The 19289-nt window shown below is 66.1% G+C and carries 12 protein-coding genes; 4 read left to right on the plus strand and 8 right to left on the minus strand.

Annotated elements, in window-relative coordinates; genetic code table 11:
- The first annotated feature begins 106 nt into the window (after window positions 1-106).
- From OB2597_RS01685 to OB2597_RS01700, 4 genes are read left to right on the plus strand one after another with little or no spacing between them, the layout of a single operon-like run.
- Window positions 107-841 (plus strand): maleate cis-trans isomerase family protein, encoded by a 735-nt coding sequence (locus OB2597_RS01685; protein WP_009803771.1) that lies wholly within the window; start codon window positions 107-109, stop codon window positions 839-841.
- A gap of 21 nt (window positions 842-862) precedes the next feature.
- Window positions 863-1723, plus strand: coding sequence for an isocitrate lyase/PEP mutase family protein (locus OB2597_RS01690; protein WP_009803772.1), 861 nt, complete (start codon window positions 863-865; stop codon window positions 1721-1723).
- Window positions 1724-1740: 17 nt separating this feature from the next.
- Window positions 1741-2394, plus strand: a complete 654-nt coding sequence (locus OB2597_RS01695) for an isochorismatase family protein (protein WP_009803773.1) — start codon at window positions 1741-1743, stop codon at window positions 2392-2394.
- A complete protein-coding gene (locus OB2597_RS01700) occupies window positions 2391-3113 on the plus strand; it encodes an SDR family NAD(P)-dependent oxidoreductase (RefSeq protein WP_009803774.1) in 723 nt (240 codons plus the stop codon). Before OB2597_RS01695 ends, OB2597_RS01700 begins: the two co-directional genes overlap by 4 nt.
- Before the next feature lie 103 nt (window positions 3114-3216).
- On the opposite strand, the gene OB2597_RS01705 is transcribed toward OB2597_RS01700, so the two are convergent.
- The 8 genes from OB2597_RS01705 to OB2597_RS01740 form a co-directional block, all read right to left on the minus strand.
- On the minus strand, window positions 3217-4974 hold the full coding sequence (locus OB2597_RS01705; RefSeq protein WP_009803775.1) for an AMP-binding protein: 1758 nt from the start codon (window positions 4972-4974) through the stop codon (window positions 3217-3219).
- Between the two features lie 22 nt (window positions 4975-4996).
- Complete coding sequence (locus OB2597_RS01710; RefSeq protein ID WP_009803776.1) at window positions 4997-7372, minus strand: amidase; 2376 nt, start codon at window positions 7370-7372, stop codon at window positions 4997-4999.
- On the minus strand, window positions 7372-8088 hold the full coding sequence (locus OB2597_RS01715) for an ABC transporter ATP-binding protein (protein WP_009803777.1): 717 nt from the start codon (window positions 8086-8088) through the stop codon (window positions 7372-7374). The genes OB2597_RS01710 and OB2597_RS01715 overlap by 1 nt, the downstream gene beginning before the upstream one ends.
- Window positions 8081-9118 (minus strand): branched-chain amino acid ABC transporter permease, encoded by a 1038-nt coding sequence (locus tag OB2597_RS01720; protein WP_009803778.1) that lies wholly within the window; start codon window positions 9116-9118, stop codon window positions 8081-8083. The genes OB2597_RS01715 and OB2597_RS01720 overlap by 8 nt, the downstream gene beginning before the upstream one ends.
- The gene (locus tag OB2597_RS01725; RefSeq protein ID WP_009803779.1) at window positions 9118-9984 is read right to left on the minus strand and encodes an ABC transporter permease subunit; all 867 of its coding nucleotides are present in this window, start codon (window positions 9982-9984) and stop codon (window positions 9118-9120) included. Before OB2597_RS01725 ends, OB2597_RS01720 begins: the two co-directional genes overlap by 1 nt.
- A gap of 68 nt (window positions 9985-10052) precedes the next feature.
- Entirely contained in the window at window positions 10053-11273 is a 1221-nt protein-coding gene (locus OB2597_RS01730) for an urea ABC transporter substrate-binding protein (RefSeq protein WP_009803780.1), read from the minus strand.
- 51 nt (window positions 11274-11324) lie between these two features.
- On the minus strand, window positions 11325-12956 hold the full coding sequence (locus tag OB2597_RS01735; protein ID WP_009803781.1) for a flotillin domain-containing protein: 1632 nt from the start codon (window positions 12954-12956) through the stop codon (window positions 11325-11327).
- A gap of 359 nt (window positions 12957-13315) precedes the next feature.
- The gene (locus tag OB2597_RS01740; protein WP_009803782.1) at window positions 13316-19117 is read right to left on the minus strand and encodes a GEVED domain-containing protein; all 5802 of its coding nucleotides are present in this window, start codon (window positions 19115-19117) and stop codon (window positions 13316-13318) included.
- Window positions 19118-19289: the final 172 nt, after the last annotated feature.

The following is a 19289-nucleotide window of genomic DNA, read 5'->3' on the forward strand; positions in this document are numbered from 1 at the left end:
GTCGTGGCGTTTTACGACCTTTTTAGGGACTCCGAGGCGAATTGGTGTGGACAAATATCTCCGCGACTGCCAAGTCTTCGCTCGAACCCCTCCCGGATGATCGACCATGCCGACCCGCCACGTCTCTGCCTATTCCTACCGCGCCAAGCTGGGCCTGATCGTACCGCCGACGAATACGGTGAACGAAGCGGAATGGGCGCAGCTGATGCCCGCGGGCGTGACATTTCACACGCACCGGATGCCGCTGCACGGTGCCGGGCAGGACGAGGCGTTGATGGCGGATCTTTCCGCCTCCGTCGCGCTGCTGGCCCAGTCCGGCGCGGATGCCGTCGCCTATGCCTGCACGGCCGGAAGCATGACCGTGCCCGCCTCCCGTCTGCCCGAGGCGGCAACCGGTACCACGGGACATCGCGTCCTGACCACCTCGGCCGCGCTGATCGAAGCGCTCCGGGCGCTCGGGGCGGAGCGGATCTCCATCGCGACGCCCTATGCGCAGGCCGTGAACGACCACGAGGTGGAATTCCTGTCGGCCCACGGGATCGAAACCCTCGCGATTGCCGGGCTGGGCATCGGCTCGGGCGGCCCGCACGAGTTCGTGCAGATCGCCCGGACGCCTCTGGAGGAGGTCCGGAAACATGCCGTCGAGATCTTCGATCCTGCAAGTGACGCGCTGCTGATCGCCTGCACCGATTTCCCCACCCTGCCCCTCATTCCCGATCTCGAAGCCACGCTTGGCGTCCCTGTCGTCACCTCGAACCAGGCGACACTCTGGGCCATGCTCCGCGCCGTCGGGATCGGGGATCACCTGCCCGGGGCCGGACGGCTTTTCGCCGAACACTGATACAGAAAGAAAGGACATCCCATGCCTGACGCATCCATCCGCAAAGCCCTCAAGAACGGCGATTTCGTTCTCGCCCCCGGCGTTTTCGAACTGATCTCGGCGCTGATCGCCGACCGGGCGGGCTTTCCCGCGCTCTACGTGACCGGCTACGGAACCGTCGCCTCGGCCCTCGGTCTGCCCGATGCCGGCCTTGCGACCTATTCCGACATGCTCGACCGGATCTCCCTGATCTGCGAACGCACCAACACGCCGGTAATCGCGGATGCCGACACCGGCTACGGCGGGCTGCTGAACGTCGCGCACACGGTGCGCGGCTACGAACAGGCCGGCGTCACGGCGATCCAGCTGGAAGATCAGGAATTTCCCAAGAAGTGCGGCCATACGCCGAACCGGCGCGTCGTACCGCTTGAAGACATGGTCAAGAAGATCGAGGTCGCGGTCGACAACCGCCGGTCCGACGATTTCCTCATCATCGCCCGCACCGACAGCCGCACCGGGCTGGGCATCGACGAGGCGATCCGGCGCGGCAAGGCCTTTGCCGAGGCCGGCGCCGACGTGGTCTTTGTCGAAAGCCCCGAGAGCGAGGACGAGATGAAGCGTATCGCGGACGAGATCGATGCGCCCCTCTTTGCCAACATGGTCAACGGCGGGCGGACGCCCCTCCTCTCGGCCGATCGGCTGAAAGAGCTGGGCTTCTCCATCGCGATCCACCCCGCCGTCGGTTTCCTTTCCATGGGAGCCGCCCTCGAAAAGGCCTATGCCGATCTCAAGCAGAACGGCGAGACGACGGATGCCGTCGAACTTTACGATTTCGCCAGGATGAACGAGGTCATGGGCTTCCCGGCGGTCTGGGAATTCGAGAAGAAGTACGCGCAGGTCTGATCAGGGAGCCACCAGCGATGAGCAATCTCCAGGAAAACTACGCCAAGGCCTATTCCAACAAGTCGGGCTATGGCCGGCGCCCCGCGCTGGTGCTGATCGACTTCGCGCATGCCTATTTCGATCCCGACTGCGTCCTCTACGGAGACGAGGGCTGCAAGGCGGCCCTCGTTTCAGCGCTTCGGGTACGCGAGGCGGCCCACGCTGCCGGAGTGCCCGTAATCCTGACCGAGGTGACCTATCAGAAGGGTCTCGGCGGGCGCGACGGCGGACGGTTCTTCGAAAAGGCCCTGCCGCTGCAATCCTTCATGGAAGGCGAAAGCACCGCCCGCTTTGCCGACGGCCTCACGCCGCGCCCGGACGAGCTGGTGGTCTCGAAGCAGTATCCATCGGCGTTTTTCGGGACTTCCCTTGCCTCCACCCTCACGGCGGCGGGGCATGACAGCGTGATCCTCACGGGCCTGACCACTTCGGGCTGCGTCCGCGCGAGCTGTGTGGATTCGATGTCGCACGGCTTCAAGACGATCGTGGTGGCCGATGCCTGCGGGGACCGGCACAAGGATCCGCACGACGCCAACCTCTTCGACATGAACGCCAAGTACGCCGACGTGGTCTCCGAGAAGGACATCATCGACTACCTCGGCTCGCTCTCCGGATCGGCAGCCGCGGAATGACCGGTCGCCGTATCGCGCTGGTCGGGGGCGCCGGCGGCATCGGCCGGGCCCTTGCCGCGGACCTCACGGACCTCGGGGACGAGATCATCACCCTCGATCTCGCCGGCTCCCTGGATCGGCACGGGGTCGCAGGGGGCGTCGCCATCGACGTCACGGACGAAGACAGCGTATCGCGCGCGTTCGCCTCGCTCGACGGGCCTGTCGACGGCGTCGTGAACCTCGCGGGATACAACTCCGATCTGACGGCGATGGCCGAAATGGGCACGGATTATTTCGACGATATCCTGAACGCCAACCTGCGCGGCGCCTTTCTGGTGGCGCGCACGGCCATTTCCCGGCTGGCCGAAAACGGCAGCATGGTGAACATCGCCTCCGGCCTGGCGTCCCATGTCCGCCCGGGCTATGGCGCGTACTCGGCGTCCAAGGCAGCGGTGATCGCGATGACCAAGACCATGGCGCTCGAACTGGCACCGAAGGTCCGCGTCAACGCGGTCGCGCCCGGGCTGGTCGACACCGCCTTTCTCCGCGGTGGTACGGGCCGATCCGAGGAAGACGGCGAAAGCATCGTCGACCTCGAGGCCTATAAGGCGATGATTCCCCTTGCCCGCGTGGCCACCCCCGCCGACGTGACCGGTCCGATCCGGTTCCTGCTGGGACCGGACAGCGGATACATGACGGGCCAGGTGCTTTGGGTGAACGGCGGTGGATACATGCCGTGAGACGCCGCCGCGGCGACGACCGCTTTCGGCATGCTCCCACGATATATCCCGGTTTTGCGAGGCCCCTGATCCCCGGGCCACGCGACGGAGAGCCCGGCTTTGCTCAGGGCCGGCCCTCCTCCTTTATTGCCTCGACCATGCGATCCCGCATGACGAATTTCTGCGGCTTGCCGGTGATGGTCATCGGGAACTCCGGCACCAGCCGGATGTGACGGGGAATCTTGAAATGCGCGATCTGGCCCGTGCAATACGCGCGCAACGCCTCGGCTTCGAGCGTCGATCCCTCTGTCGCCACGACCCAGGCGCAGACTTCCTCGCCCAGCCTCTTGTCGGGGATACCGAAGACCTGGACATCGCTGACCTGCGGATGCGACATCAGGAATTCCTCGATCTCGCGCGGATAGATGTTCTCGCCCCCGCGGATGATCATGTCCTTGACCCGGCCGGTGATGGTGCAGAACCCCTCTTCGTCGATCACGGCGAGGTCTCCGGTGTGCATCCAGCCGTCCCGGATGGCTTCGGCTGTCTTCTCCGGCTCCTCCCAGTAACCCTTCATCACCGAATAGCCCCGCGTGCAGAGTTCGCCCTGCGTGCCGGGGGGCACGATCGCCCCGACCTCGTCCACGATCTTGACCTCCAGATGCGGATGCACGCGGCCGACGGTTTCGCAGCGGCGCATCAGCGGGTCGTCGACAAAGCTCTGAAACGAGACGGGCGAAGTTTCGGTCATGCCGTAGCAGATCGTAACCTCGGACATGTTCATGCGGTCGTTGACCTGGCGCATGACCTCGACCGGGCAGAGCGCACCGGCCATGACCCCGGTTCTCAGCGACAGCAGGTCGCGCGGCTGCCGGTCGAGTTCCGCCAGCATCGCGACGAACATCGTGGGCACGCCGTATAGCGCCGTGCACCGTTCCGCGCTCACCGCGTCGAGCGTGGCGACCGGATCGAACGCCTCGCCCGGAAAGACCATCGCTGCCCCCTTGCTGACCGCGCCCAGCACTCCCATCACCATGCCGAAGCAGTGATAGAGCGGCACGGGGATCGCCAGCCGGTCGTTTTCGGTCAGCCGGATCCGGTCGGTGACGAAGCGGGCGTTGTTCAGCACGTTGTAGTGCGACAGCGTCGCGCCCTTGGGATGGCCTGTCGTGCCCGAGGTGAACTGGATGTTGATCGCATCGTCGGGCTGCAATCCCCGGTCGATCTGCGGCAGGCGCAGTTGCTGGGCCGGTCCGCCTAGGGTCGCCACCTCGTCGAAGCTCCATGCGCCCGGCACCTCGTCGCCCATGACGATGACATGCCGGAGCGAGGGCACCTTCGCCGCGTGCAGGCGGCCCTTTTCGGCCTTCTCCATCTCGGGCGCGAGCGACCGGACCATTCCGAGGTAGTCGGAGGACTTGAAGGACCGCGCCAGCACCAGCGCCTTGCAGCCCACCTTGTTCAGCGCATAGTCCAGCTCGGCCAGGCGGTAGGCGGGGTTGATGTTGACCAGCACGACCCCGATCCTGGCGGTGGCGAACTGCGTCAGCACCCATTCCAGCCGGTTCGGCGACCAGATCCCCAGCCGGTCCCCCTTTTCGAGCCCGAGGGCGAGGAACCCGGAGGCCAGTTCGTCCACCGCGCGGTCCAGATCGTAATAGCTCAGCCGTCTGCCGGGAAAGATCAGCGCGTCGCGCGGACCGTAGGTCGAGACCGCGTCGCTCAGCATCTGGGGGATCGTGGCATAGACGAGCGGCGGCGCCGAGGGGCCCTGGACGTAGGACCGCCCCTCGCGCGGGGCGAGATCCGCAGGATCGGATGCCGTGCTCTCCGTCCCGAAGGTCCGGATGCGCCCCGCCATGCTTTCGTTCAGGATGGTCATCCCTTGTCCTCCTCAGATGACGTCACATGTCGCGCCAGTCGCCCGATTGCTCGAAGGCGTGGGCCGCCTGATAGATCTTCATCTCACCATAATTCGGTCCGACAAGCATCAGCCCGATGGGAAGCCCTTCGGACAGGCCGCATGGCAGGCTCATTGCCGGCAGGCCGCCGTTGAAGGGCGCGGTGTTCGCCGTCATCTCGAACGCCCGCTGGACATAGAGGCTGAGCGAGCAGTCGGCGGGGGGATGCGGCTGCGGCTTGACCGGCAGGGTCGGCAGAAGCAGCAGGTCGTACTGCTTCAGCGCGGCGAGGTAGCGGTCGTTGCACTTGCGCATGATGTTCTGCGCCTTGCCGTAGAACCGCCCGCGGTATTGCCGCTGCGCGTGTTCGCCCACGAACATGCAGGCCTTGAGCGAATGGCTGAGCTCATCCGCGCGGTTCTTCCACTGCGACATGTGGTCGGTCATCGACGGCAGGAACAGCCCCTTGTAGTTGGTCCCGGTGGAATTGCCCCACATCATCCCGTCCTGAAGACCCTCGAGGGTGATCGCGGTCCAGGCATCCATGGCGGTGTGATGCTCGGGAACCGAGACGTCCTCGACCCGCGCGCCGAGTTCGCGGAACCGCTCGGCCGCCTGCAGGACCTTCTGGTCCACGTCCGGTTCGGAATTGGGATGGGCGAAGCCTTCCTTCAGGATGCCGATCCGCAGGCCATGCGCACCGCGTCCGAGCGCCTCGGTATAGGAATAGACCGTCGGATTGTACTGCCGGGGGTCCAGCCCGTCGGGACCGGCCAGCACCTCGAGCAGCAGGGCATTGTCCGCGACGGTCTTCGTCACCGGGCCGAGGTGGTCGATGGTCTGTTCGATCGGCATCGCGCCGGTATAGGGAACGAGGCCATGGGTCGGCTTCATCCCGTAGACGCCGCAGTTGGACGCCGGGATCCGCACCGATCCGCCCTGGTCGCCCGCGATGGCCATGTCGACCTCGTCCGCCGCCACCAGCGCCGCCGAGCCCGAGGACGAGCCCCCCGCCATGTAGCCGCGCTTCCAGGGGTTGTGGACCGGTCCCTTCGCGTTCGTATGGGACCCGCCCGACAGGCAGAAGTTCTCGCAATGCGCCTTGCCCGCGATGATCGCGCCCTCGTCCAGCATCCGGGTGACGATGGTGGCGTCGATCTCGGGCGTGTAGCCCTCCATGATCGAGGACCCGTTCATCAGCGGCACGCCGGCCAGGCAGATCGTGTCCTTCAGCGCGATCCGCTTGCCGCGCAGCTTGCCGTCGGGGGCGCCGCGCACCTCGGTCTTGACGTACCAGGCGTTGAGCGGGTTCTCCGTCGGGTCCGGGTGATAGCCGGGCGACCGGGGATATCGCACCTCGGGCAGGTAGTCCGGCATCGCGTCCAGCCGGTCATAGGACTGCATGAAGGGTTCGATGATCTCGGTGTATTCCAGCAGGTCCTCGTCCGAGAGGGACATGCCGAAGCGGTCTGCCATGGCGCGCATCTGCGAGAGGGTCGGGCGTTTGATGGTCATGGCGGTCACCTTGAGCGGTTGCGGGGGCGGAGGCGTCTCCGGCCCGGGTCTTTGCGAAATCTTCGGATCGGAAGAGGTTGGGCCGGACGGCCGCCCCCGGGCCGCGGCGGGCGCCGGGCCGCCCTGCCGGGTGCCGCGCGCGCCGAAGCCCAGCAGGGCATCCACCCGGCTCCGGTCGCTCAGTTCCGCGCGGCTCAGCGTTCCGGTGACGCGGCCGCGTTCCAGCACCAGCACCCGGTCCGACAGGTCCGCGATGAAGTCGAAATTCTGTTCCACCAGCAGGATCGAGAGGCCGCGGGTCTCGCGAAGGTGCAGCAGCGTCTCGGCCATCTCCTCGATGATCGAGGGCTGGATTCCCTCGGTCGGCTCGTCGAGCAGCAGGAGGTCCGGGTCGCCCATCAGGCAGCGGGCCAACGCCAGCAGTTGCTGCTCGCCCCCCGACAGCGCGCCGCCGTCACGATCCAGCAGACGCGTCAGGCGGGGAAAGTCCTTCAGGACGCTCTCCATCACCTGCGCCTCCGAGCCCGCGCCGGTGTCGTGCCAGGCAAAGCGCAGGTTGTCGCGCACCGACAGCTGCGGAAAGATGCCCCTGCCCTGCGGCACGTAGCCGATCCCCATCCGGCCACGGTCGCTCGGCGCGGCGCGGGTGATGTCGGTCCGGTCGAAGCGCACCTCGCCCGCGGTGGCGGGCAGGAACCCCATCAGCGTCTTCAACAGGGTGGTCTTGCCCATGCCGTTGTGGCCCAGCACGCCGACCACCTCGTTCTCGGCGACCTCCAGGTCGATGCCGTAGAGGATCGGCACGCGGCCATAGCCGCCCGACAGGCCCCTGGCGCTCAGCAATGTGGTCGTGTCGTCGCTCATCACGCCTTCTTTCCAAGGTAGACGCGGCGCACCGTTTCATCGGTCATCACGCGATCCACGTGGTCTTCCATCAGCACGGCACCCTGGTGGAACACCGTCACCACCTCCGCGATCGAGCGGATGAACTGCATGTCATGCTCGACGATCACCACCGCGGCCGAGCGCCGCATCTCGTGGATGATGGCGGTCATCCGGTCCACATCCGCCGCGCTCAGCCCCGCCGCCGGTTCGTCCAGCAGCACCAGCCAGGGATCGGCCACCGCCACCAGGCCCAGTTCAACCCGCTGCCGTTCGCCATGCGCCAGCCGGCCCAGCTCGGTCCGCGCGATCGGCCCGAGGGCGAGGCGGTCGATCATGTCCGCCGTCCGCGCCCGCGCCTCGGAGACGTCGAAAAAGCGGCGCGCGGCCAGCCAGATGTTTTCGTGCACGTCCAGCGCATCCATCACGTTGGGCGTCTGCGTCTTGATCCCCACGCCGAGCGAGGCAACCTGATGCGGCAGCCATCCCGTAACGTCCTGTCCGCGCATGAAGACATGCCCCTCGGTCGGCGTCAGCAGCCCGGTCACGCACTTGAAGAAGGTCGACTTGCCCGCGCCATTCGGTCCGATCAGGCAGCGCAGCTCGCGCGCCTTCAGTTTGAAGTCCACGTTGTCGCTGGCGGTGACGCCGCCGAAGCGCATGGTCAGGCCGGCGGTTTCCAGAACGGTCTCAGCCATGCCGTGCCCTCCGCATCCGGCGCACCGGACGGCGACGGCCGAACGCGCCCACGCTGCCCTGCCAGAGCGATGCGATGGCCGGCACCAGACCGCGCGGCAGGAACAGAACGAAGATCACCAGCACAAGCCCCATGATCAGCGTGTTGTCGATCATGCTCTGCTGGCCCAGCACGAATTCCAGGTAGGCCAGTCCCGCCGCGCCGACGACAGGCCCAAGCCGGGTGCCGAGCCCGCCGACAATGCACCAGATGATGATCTCGGCCGACTGGCCCAGGGAAAACAGCGTCGGCGTCACGATCTCGGCCCAGCTGGCGAACAGCGCGCCTGCCAGCCCCGCGATCGCCGCGCCGATGGCAAAGAGCACCGTCTTGCGCGCCGCCACGTCATAACCCATCAGGGCCATCCGGGTCTCGTTCTCGCGAATGCCGACCGCGATCCGTCCGAAGGACGACCGCAGCAGCCAGGTGACCAGCAGGAAGACGATCACCAGCGCCACGGCGCAGACGTAATAGAGCGCATCGCCCCAGATGTAGGCCCCCGGATCGCCCGGCACGTTCAGCGTCTGGAAACCGGGGATGCCGTTGAACCCGCCCAGCCGCGCCTCGCCGATCACGTATTGCGGCCCGGCGGTCGAGTTGATGAACTTGAACAGGATCAGCGTCACAACCAGCGTGATGACGCCCAGGTAGACGTCCGTCAGCCGGCCGTAGAACATCATCGCCCCGAGCAGCAGCGCGAAACCGGCAGTCAGCAGCACCGCCAGGATCATCGGCAGGGTGCTTTCCCCGATGTTCACCGCCGAGATCGCATAGATATAGGCCCCGAGGCCGAAGAAGGCGGCCTGCCCGAAGCACAGGATTCCGCCGAAGCCCCAGATCAGGCCGAGGCTCAGTCCCAGCATCCCGTAGATGACCAGCACGGTCAGCGTATAGGTTCCGATCAGCAGCGGCATCGCCGCGATCAGGATGGCGGCGACGACAAGGGTCAGGATCACCTCGCGGGCGGCAGAGCGGGTTGCGGAACCGCCCATCACAGTTTCCCCCTGAAAAAGCGGCTGGTGATGCCCTGCGGCATGGCCCGCAGCAGGATCACCGCGGCGATCAGCAGCGCGACTTCACCGATCACGGGCGATATGGCGAAGGTGAAGACCTGGCTGACGAAGCCGAAGGTCGTGGCCGAGGACACGAGCCCCGCGATCAGCGACGGCCCGCCCGCGATCACCGTGATGAAGGCCTTGGCGATATAGGCGCCCCCGCTCGTCGGGACGAGCCCGACCAGCGGCGCCAGGATCGCCCCCGCCAGCCCCGAGAGGGCCGAGCCGCAGAAGAAGGTGGCCATGTAGATCCGGTCGGGGCTGTAGCCCAGGGCCGCCGCCATGTCCGACCGCTGCATCGTGCCGCGCGCGATCAGCCCCGCCCGCGTGCCCCGGAAGAGCGCGTAGAGCGCGATGACCAGCAGGATCGCGACCACGATGATGAAGAAGTTGTATCCGTTGATCTGGTAATCGCCGACGGCGAAGCCCGCGATCGGGGTCGAGATGCCCGTGGTCGTGTTGCCGAAGATCATCGTGGCAAGCCCGATGAACATCAGGCTCAGCCCCCATGTCGCCAGCATCGTGTCCACCAGCCGGCCGTAGAGGTGCCGGATCACCAGCCTCTCGACCACCAGGCCGATCAGCCCGACGATCAGCGGCGCGATCACCAGCATGGCGACGAAGACATTCACGCCCAGCCCGACCGCGGTGATCGTGGCGTAGCCGCCCATCATCATGAATTCCCCGTGGGCGAGGTTGATGACCTTCATCATGCCGAAGACCACCGCCAACCCGGCCGAGATCAGCACGAGCGACGCGACGGCATAGAGCATCTCAACGAGGATGACGAAACTGATATCCATGACGGCCTGCTATGGTTTGCCGGCGGGGCGACCCGGGCCGCCCCGCCTGTCGGACGTGGGGGACGCGATCAGATCTGGATCTCGTACTGCTTGTTGTCGTCCGGGTTCTCCTGAAGGTTGCAGACCGCCTGCGTATCCAGCGGCTCGACCTGGTTCAGCGTCTCGACGACCGTCATGCCCTGGTCCTGAACCTCCATGATATGGACGTCCAGCGTGGCGTGGTGGGTCTGCGGATCGATGGCGATGTTCCCCGCCGGCCCCACGATCGACACGCCCGTCTCGAGCGCCTCGATCACCGGCATGCGGTCGGTCGTACCCGCCGTCCTCACGCCCTCGGCCCAGAGCAGGATGCCCTGGTAGGTCGAGACGGCCAGTTCGTGGATGGCGGAGGTGTCGCCGTAGGCCTCTTCCCACTTCGCCTTGAACGCCTTGTTCTCCGGCGTGTCCAGCTCCTGCGAATAGTTGTAGGCCACCATGATGCCGTTGCCCTCTTCCGCCGTCAGCACCTTGTGCTCGTTGCCCACGCCCATGGTGGTCGAGGCCAGCGCGATCTTGTCCTTCATGCCCGCGGCGGCCCATTGGCGGAAGAACGACAGATGCGCGCCCCCTACCAGCGGCGCGACCACGAGGTCGGGCGCCGTCTGCTGGATCTTGGTGATGGTCGAGCCGAAGTCCGACACGTCCAGCGGGAAGAAATCGGTCGCCACGACCTCGCCGCCGTTGTCCTCGACGAACTTCTTGATCCAGCGCGCGGTGATCTGGCCATAGTTGTAGTCGGCGGCCAGGATATGCACCTTGGGGCCGGACTTCTTCATCGCGTAGGGCACCAGCACCTCGACCTGCTGGGTCGGTGTCACGCCGGTGACGAAGATATTGCGGTCGCAGACGCCGCCCTCGTACTGCACGTTGTAGAAATAGAGCGTCTCGGACCGGCGCATGGTCTGGCGGATCGCCTCGCGCGAGGCCGAGAGGATGCCGCCATGCACCACGTCGACCTGGTCCTGCCGTGTCAGCCGGTTGGCGTATTGCGAATAGAGCGCCATGTCCGACTGCGTGTCATAGGCCTTCACCGCGACCTCGCGGCCCAGCAGCCCCCCGGTCGCGTTGATCTCGGCCACCGCGAGCCGCATCGCCTGATCCATCGGCTTGCCGTAGGCGTCGAAATTGCCCGAGGTATCGAGGATCGAGCCGAGCGTGATCGTGTCGGCGGCCAGCGCGGCCCCGGGCAGCAGCGCGGCGGTTGTCAGGGCAGCGGTGCCGCCAAGGAATTCTCTCCTTTTCAGAGACATGGTCATGTCCTCCGTTGTTGGGTGTCGGGATGGTGGAACGGTGACTTCAGGTCACTCTTTGCCTTTGGGGTTCACGTCCTTCGGCTCTTTCGGGCCGGGCCCGTCCTTGCCTTTGATGCGGTTGGCGTAATCGGCGGTTCGCCCGGCGGTCGGCACGTCGAAGTCCAGCCCGATCTCCTCGCCCATCTGCTTCATCGCGGGCAGGCGCACCGCCATGCCGAGGATCTGGTCCATCGCGGCCCCGAAGGCCCCGTCGACCCCCTCGCCCGCGCCGGAACCGCCCCCGACCCCTCCGATCTGATTGATCCGGATCGAGTCGATCTTTTCGACGGGTTTCATCATCTGCGTCATGATTTCCGGCATCCTGTCGAGGCGGCGCTCTTCGAGGCGCATCCGGATCACCGCATCGCTCAGCGCGTTCTCGGCGTGGTTCAGCGCGGTCCGGCCGGCGGCCTCTGCCTCCATCGCGGCCTTCTCGGCATTGGCGGCGGTGGTCCTGGCCGAGGCATCGGCCTGCGCCTTGGCCAGCAGCGTGCCGACATCGCTCTTCACCCGCGCATCCTCCAATTCGATGTCGCGCTCCTGCTTCATGCGGGCGATCTCGCGTTCACGTTCGGTCACGGCCCGGTCCTTCTGGCGCTGCACGCCTTCGGCGGCGAGAATGACCTTGGCCTTGGCCTCTTCCTCCTCGGCCTTGGCCTGGGCTTCCTTGGCCCGGGCCTGCGACAGACGGATGTCGTTGTCGATCTTGGCTTCTTCCAGTTCCAGCAGCGCCTTCATTTCAGCGCGACGCAGCGCCTCGTCGTTCGCCACCTGGGCGGACCTTGTCTCGCGCTCCTGTTCGATCCGGGCGGTCTCCGAGGCCCGTTTCGCCTCGGCGCGGGCGGCTGCCGAGCGGCTCTCCGCCTCGGCCTCGAGTCGCGCCAGGTATTCCTGCTGACCGATCTCGGCCTCGCGCTCGGCCCGCTGCAGTTCGATCTGCCGCTGGTGCTGGGCCAGCCGGTGCTCGCGCAGGGCGGTTTCCGTCGTCGTCTCGACCGCGATGCGGGCCTTGCGCTCTTCCGCCACCAGCTCGGCAAGCCGCCGCATTCCGCGGGCATTGAAGGCGTTGTTCTCGTCGCGCTGGCTCAGATCGCTCTGATCGACCGACACCAGCGACGCCGAGACCAGCTCAAGCCCCATCCGCTCGGCCTGAGTCCGCACGATCTGGGCAACCTCGTCGCAAAAGCCCGCGCGGCCAAGGTGAATGTCGGCCAGTGACCGGGCCGCCGCCGCCGTCTGGATCGCTCCGGCAAGGGTGCCGCCCAGCACCTCCTCGAAAGCGTCGCCGCTGCGGGCGATCCTGTGCCCGAGCGTCTGCGCCGCGGTGGCGATGCTCTTGGGGTCAGACCCGACGCGGACCTCGAATTCCATCATGATGTCGGCGCGCAGCTGATCGCCCGTCAACACCGACTCGCGCCCGGTGCGGGCCACCTCGATCGCCGCAGTCTGCATCGAGACGCGCTGCAGCTGGTGCACGATCGGCAGGGCCAGACAGCCGCTGTCCGTCAGCACGCGGCGCCCGCCCATCCCGGTCCGGACAAGGGCCGTCTCCAGCGTCGCCTTGGCGTAGAATTTCTGCAGAAACCAGATCGCGACAGCCAGCAGGATCGCGAGAATGATGAACGCCGAAATCCAGTACAAGGCCTAACCCTCCGCTGCTGTCACGACCGCAAAGGCGGCGCGACTCTATGGTTTTCCCGATGGTGTCGAGTTTTATTTTCATTTTCAAGTAATTTGTTTGAAATGGAAAATACTTTGATTTTCGACACGTTTTCAGCGCCTTGTAGAAACCGGATCGCCAAGCATCCACCCGCGAGCTTGGATAACCGAGACGTTTTTCGGTGCGCGAGGTCGGCTTGGTGTAAGCCTAGGTCGCCTCGGCCTCGTTGGACGATCGGTCGAACTCAGGCTCACGCGCTTGCCCGCTCGGCGCCCTGAGGAGCAACCGCCGGGGCACATTTCTGCGCAAGGAGAGCGCGACAGTGGGGCGCTGTGTCTGATTACGGCGCGATGGTGACCCTGAAGGCGACCACGCCCCTGGCCCCCGGGGAAAAGAAGCCGTTGCATTGCCAGCTCAGATAGCCCGAGTAGCCTGCGACATTCGTCGCGGGGGTGACGAGGTCGCAGGAGACGCCGTCGGCGATCGTCTCCGGCGTGACCACGGGGGCGGCGAGTTCCGTGTAGGCCGGCGTCCGGTCATGGACCTGGATGTCGGTCGCGGGACGCGTCCCGGTGTTTTCGAGGTAAATACGGTACTCCAGCACATCACCCGCCGCTGCGCCGTTCGAAATCCCCTCGGGCGTTCCCTGGGTCAGGTTGCGCACCGTCTTGGTCAGGGACAGGGTCCCGAGGCCGGCTTCGACGGTCAGCCGGTCGGTGTTCACATGGCTCTCGCCCAGGCCGATGCCGGTATAGCTGGTCGCCGCGTTCAGGTTGAAACTGTAGGTCGCGCCCTGCCCCAGCCCCGACGAACTGGAAACGCGGGCGATGATGCAGTGAAGCGTGTCGGGACCGGTCGCCAGCGGCCCGCTGATCGGCTGATCGCCGCTGCCGTCGCAGGAGAGATCGAGAAACAGGGCCGTACTGAACCCGCCGGCGGTACCGGACCGTTCGTTGTCCACCGAGAACGTTACCGTCCCCGGCGCATCGGCCAGATATTCGTGCTTCAGCGACACCACCTGACCGGGCCGGATCGCGGTTTGCTGGTCCCTGTTAAGACGCGCGCCGCGGATCACGCCCACGTCGATGTTCGGATAGGGCGTGTCGGGCGCGGGGGTGAAGGTGAAGGTCCCGTCCCGGGCGCCGGCATTGGCAAGACCCGGCAGCGCCTGCGGGGTTTCCGATACCACGCGGACCCCGTCCTGCGGCCGGACCGTGACCGTCACCGCCTGGGAATAGCCGGCCGGCAGCGTCAGGCTCCAGCTTCCGTCCGCCGCGACTGCGGGAGTGTCGATCAACGTTCCGGTATTGTCGAACACCTCGACCACGGCCGCGCCGATGCCCGCCTCGGTTCCGCCCTGCAGGCCGTCATAGGCCGTCGCATCTGCACCGTTGTCCAGAAAAACCCGGCCGGAGAGCCGACCGCCTGCGCCGGAGAGGGCCACCGTCACGCTGGCCTCGTCATCGTCGGCGACGCCGTCGCCCAGGTCATCGACGAGCGCACCGGTTCGCGGGCTGCTGTCGGGATCGCGGCGATCGGATGCGGTGATCTCTGCCGTATTCGTGTGTTCGCCCGTCTCCTGCATCGTCATGCGGATCGTCAGCGTTTCGCTGTCGCCAACGGCCATATTCCCCAGTGTCCAGAGCCCGGTGCCCGGGTCATAGCTGTCGCCCAGGGCGGCAGCATCGTCGGAGACATAGGCGTAACCATCGGGGATCAGGTCGATCACGGTCACCCCGGTTGTATCGGAGGGCCCGTCATTGGTGACGGTCAGCACAAGGTCCAGCGCCTCGCCGGCGCTGGCGCTGGCGGCAGTCTGTCCGTCCGAGGCCCGCAGGATCTGCGCCGCGATGGATAGGTCCGCGCCGCTTTCCGCAAAGCCGAAGTCGGTGCCGCGCCGGGTGCTGCCGGCCGCGACGCGCAGGCCGGTATAGGGGTTGGCGGTCACCAGTCCGAGCTCTTCCGGAATGTCTGGATCGGCGGTGTCGACCTCGACGCGATAGGTGGCCGAGGCGCTGAGGTCGTCGGCCCGGTACGTCCCGTCACCGGCGCTGGCGACGGATACCACGAAGCTGTCGTCGCCGGTGTCTTCAGGCGTGCCGTTGTCGTCGAACACCGACACGCTGATCGGGCTGAGCGCCGGGTCGCCGACGGTCAAGCTCAGCGTTCCGTCGCGATCTTCATAGATCGTCCCGGCCAGCGCGCCGTTGGGCGGGAGCGGACCGAGCGTGGAGGGGCAGGCCACGCCGTCGTTGCGGGCCTCGTCCGAGCCTGACAGAACGGTGATCAACTGGCGCTCGCCCGTGCCGTCGCCGCCGATGCCGACATCGACCTCGTATATTTCGTTGCTGGTATTCTGGTTCACGTACATCCGCCCGAAACGATCGAACCACACGGCACCGTACGTTTCGGTCCAGATCGCCGGCCCGAATTCGACGGGGATCCGCGAGCCGGGGGTGCCACCGGCGGGATCGAAATAGAACATCCTGCCGGTGATCTGGTTCACACCGTAGATCATGCCGTCGTTGGGGTTGAAGGCGACGTCGGCAGGATCGACCGGGGCGGTCAGAGTGATCCGCCCGGCATCCGCCGGATTGGCGGGATCGGTCAGGTCGACAAGCTGAAACGCGCTCGTGCCGGCCACACGGTAGATCATCACGCCGTTCGACAGGATATCACCGGCGGAGGTGCCCGTCGCGGCAGTGGCCGGCAGACTGCCGACAATCTCGAACCGACCCTCGCTGTCGAGCCGCACCAGATCGCGCGATGCCTCTGCTACCGCATAGAACAGCCCGTCGAGGGCATTGTAACCCCATCCACCGTCATGGGTCGCCCCCGCCGGATCGCCGATATCGCTGACGGTGATCGCATACCCGCCGGCACCGTTCTCGCTGAAGGCAAGCCGCTGCAGCTGGCTGTCGATCCGCGCCACGCGGTAGAGCGTGCCGTCGCAGGCGAAAGGCACCGCCCCTGCCGACAGCAGGACCTGGTAGTCCTCGACTTCGCCGTCGAAGTTGAGGCCGTCGAACGGATCGTTCGTGAGCGCACTCGAGGTGGACCAGCGCAGGCGTGCGAAACTGTAGCCGCTGGTGATGTCGGCAGGGACCGGTACGTTCAGAACGATCTGGTTGTTGAATACGCCGTCCTGGTCCCCTGCCCCGCCGTCGCGGACATTGGTGGCGACCTGCTCTGCCGGGTCGAACACCCCGTTCTGATTGAAGTCGATCCAGAGCTGCAGGTTGGTGATGCCTTCGGACACGGGGATCCCGAGATCGTACTGAATGCCCAGCGTCTCGCGCGTCTGCACCGTGATCTGCTGAAGCGTGCCGGCCTCCATCACCGGCATGACGGCGACCGAATCCTCGTCGTCGCTGCCGGCGAGGTCATCGGCGTCGGCCCGGTCGCTGTTCTGCGGCGCGATCTCGCTGTCTGGCGGACCGGCGCCGAGGTAGATGTCGGGCACGATTGCATGGCGCGGGTCGCCGTAACTGGCCGGCGCATCGCCCCTGTCGACGAAATCGGCGGCGGCGATGACGAGCGAGTAATCCTCGACTTCGCCATCGACCGCGAAGCTGCCGACGTTCAGTCCGGCCTCGCTCGAATAACGGAAACGGGCGAAGGTGGTGGAGGTGGTCGCGTCGGACGGCACGCTCACGTCGACCTGGATCACCCCGTCGCCGGCCACGTTGTCGTCATTGGTACCATCATCGCGGCGATCGCCGGCGATGCGCTCTCCGAAGGTTTCCTCGAACAGGCCGTCACCGTTGAAATCGATCCAGGCCTGGAGATAGCCATCGCCCGTCACCTCGACGTTCACGGTGGAAATCGCGCCCTGTGTCAGCACCGGGAAATCCACCGCGTCCTCGTCGTCGAGCCCCACCAGATCGTCTGCCGTTGCGGTGGAATCCGATTGCGCGATCAATTCGGAATCCGGAGCCGCCGTGCCGAGATAGACCGCGGGATCCAGCGCCAGCCCGTGCGACGGTGTGAGATAGCTGATCGGCGCATCGCCGAAATCCAGGCCGATGCCGTCGAAGACCGCGATCAGCACCTGCGCCCGGTCGCAGTCCGTCGGGTTCAGCGCATCGCAGATCTCGTATTCGATGGTGTAGACCCCGGCCGAGACACCGCTGGGCACCACAACGCGCCCCTCGTCCAGTCCCGAGGTGTCGATATACGGCACCGGATCGCCCGCGTTCGGAGGGGTCGCGGGACTCAGCACCGTCAGATCGGCGGTGGCGGGGGTGGCGGCCAGCCCGTTGATCGTGTCGTTGGCATAGACCTCACCCGCCGTGCCGCCCGCCAGGGTGTTGATCGGAGAGCTGGTATAGTCGTCGTCATCGGCGATCACCGTGGTCGAGGTCTCGGTGATCGGGCACAGCAGGATGTTCGATCCGCGATAGCCGGTGTCGGTCTCCGAGCCGGTGAAGCCATGCACGAACCGCGCGCTGGCGAAGGTCGGAAATTCATAGGTCACGAAGTTGTCGAAGGCGGATTGATTGGGTTCGTCATACCAGTTCGCCGGATCCCCGAAGCGCGCGGGATCCATGGCGACCGCGGTGCCACCAGTCGGGAATCCGGTGATTTCGGTGGTGTTGAAATGCGTGATCGCCGCCGTACCGTCGAGGAATCCGACCACGTCGCTGGAATCGTGATCGGACTGCTTGCTGTCCACATCCGTCTGCTGGACGATCACGCCGTTGAACCGGCTCTGGTCGATCGGCTCGCCCAGAGGGTTGGCCGGAGTGGCCGTCCCGTCCTTTGTCAAATTGATCCGGTAGATGATGTGCGAGTTCCGGGCGGGAAACATCGTCGCTTCGATGCCCGAGGACTTGAGGTTCGCGCCCGTCGCGTCCGAGATGGTTTCGATCCGCATCACCACATCGATCGGATTGCCCGCCCCGTCGGTGGCGACATCGTCGAAAAGGAAGGTGTCGCCGACCGCGAGCGCGCCTGCGGTGCCCGTTCCCGCAAGCTGGGTGCGGGGTTTGTTCAGGATCGGCTGCGGCGTGCAGGTCAGGGGGCCCGGGGCCGGCACGATGCTGGTCACGACGGTCGAGTTGGAACTGTTGGACTGGAGCCGCGAAACGAAACCGGTGCCGATCGTGCCAATGCCGGCCGTGGCCGTGGTCTCCAAGCTGCCCGTCAGCATGTCGGCCGCGGTCACGGTGTAGGTGGCCGTGCAGACCACGTCGCCACCGGGCGCGACGGGGCCGCTGATGGCGGGACAGGTCACCGTGCCCAGCCTGCTGTCCTCGATCACCACATCCTGACCGGGGTTGAACGGCAGGCGGCCGTTGTTGCGGACCGTGTAGGTGTAGGTCAATGTCTCGCCCTCGAACCCGGTTGCCGGGGTCACGGACCGGGTGAGGCCGATGCTCTGGTCCACGTTGAAATTCGCATCCCCCAGAACCGCGATCCCCCGCGCCGCAGGATCGTAGGAAAAGCTGAAGCGCACGTTGCCGATGGATTCGTCGTAATAGATGTCGGCCGTCGAGGTATCGTCGGGAAAGGTCGCCCGGACCGTGCCCGTGTCGTCGTTGTTCGATGTGGGCGAAACCGTGGGGCCGTCGATGAAGAGACACTGGGCCTGGTTCGTGCCGAGCTGCCCGGTGTTTCCGGACCCGAGCGCCGGTCCGATCACGAAGGTCGGTGTCGCCGAGACCGCCGAAAGCGTGGGGTTCCCGTTGTCGCCCGTCACGGTGACGAAGTCGCATCGGTCGGTGGCGGTATTGTTGTCCGAGGCGTCGATGTCGAGAATGTCCAGCACGAGGCCATCGACAGGAAAGGCCACGCCCCCGGAACTGAAGCTCAGGCGGGTGCCGGCCGTGGCATCCCCGACCCTGCCCTGACCCGAAGGTGCATCCGAGATCAGGACCAGCGCGTCGACGTTACCGCCAAAGATCGGCACGTCGTCGGGCGAGGTGATGCCGGCCCCCGAGGTCAGGCTGCCTGCCATGAAGATGCGCGCGTCGATCTCGAATCCGTACTGGTCCCGCAGCGTGTAGTCGAGCGGCCCGAAGGACCCTGCCGGCCAGTCGAGCGCATCCCAGTCGAGATTGAAGCTCCCTGCTTGGCCGACTGTCGCCCCCGCCACGAAGAGGGCGGTGGCGGCGAAGGAACGGATCGTCTGTCTGATCATGCGCAACTGGACCTTTTCCCTCTCTGGGCAACTCGCTTCACGGAAACCGGACCCACGAACCCGCCGAGAGGGACGTCGGGCGGGACGTCGCAGTAGCCCCGAACCCTGGCCACTGCGCGGTCGTCGCAAAACGGTGCCACTTCCAATAGACCCTATTGCTTTCGATTGCGTT

It is taken from the genome of Pseudooceanicola batsensis HTCC2597 (assembly GCF_000152725.1).
GTDB lineage: Bacteria > Pseudomonadota > Alphaproteobacteria > Rhodobacterales > Rhodobacteraceae > Pseudooceanicola > Pseudooceanicola batsensis.

Bases quoted from the DNA above. Each gene is read 5' to 3' on its own strand.
- OB2597_RS01685 (WP_009803771.1), top strand. From the start codon at position 107: ATGCCGACCCGCCACGTCTCTGCCTATTCCTACCGCGCCAAGCTGGGC.
- OB2597_RS01690 (WP_009803772.1), top strand. From the start codon at position 863: ATGCCTGACGCATCCATCCGCAAAGCCCTCAAGAACGGCGATTTCGTT.
- OB2597_RS01720 (WP_009803778.1), bottom strand. From the start codon at position 9,118: ATGGGCGGTTCCGCAACCCGCTCTGCCGCCCGCGAGGTGATCCTGACC.
- OB2597_RS01695 (WP_009803773.1), top strand. From the start codon at position 1,741: ATGAGCAATCTCCAGGAAAACTACGCCAAGGCCTATTCCAACAAGTCG.
- OB2597_RS01730 (WP_009803780.1), bottom strand. From the start codon at position 11,273: ATGTCTCTGAAAAGGAGAGAATTCCTTGGCGGCACCGCTGCCCTGACA.
- OB2597_RS01715 (WP_009803777.1), bottom strand. From the start codon at position 8,088: ATGGCTGAGACCGTTCTGGAAACCGCCGGCCTGACCATGCGCTTCGGC.
- OB2597_RS01725 (WP_009803779.1), bottom strand. From the start codon at position 9,984: ATGGATATCAGTTTCGTCATCCTCGTTGAGATGCTCTATGCCGTCGCG.
- OB2597_RS01740 (WP_009803782.1), bottom strand. From the start codon at position 19,117: ATGATCAGACAGACGATCCGTTCCTTCGCCGCCACCGCCCTCTTCGTG.
- OB2597_RS01710 (WP_009803776.1), bottom strand. From the start codon at position 7,372: ATGAGCGACGACACGACCACATTGCTGAGCGCCAGGGGCCTGTCGGGC.
- OB2597_RS01705 (WP_009803775.1), bottom strand. From the start codon at position 4,974: ATGACCATCCTGAACGAAAGCATGGCGGGGCGCATCCGGACCTTCGGG.
- OB2597_RS01700 (WP_009803774.1), top strand. From the start codon at position 2,391: ATGACCGGTCGCCGTATCGCGCTGGTCGGGGGCGCCGGCGGCATCGGC.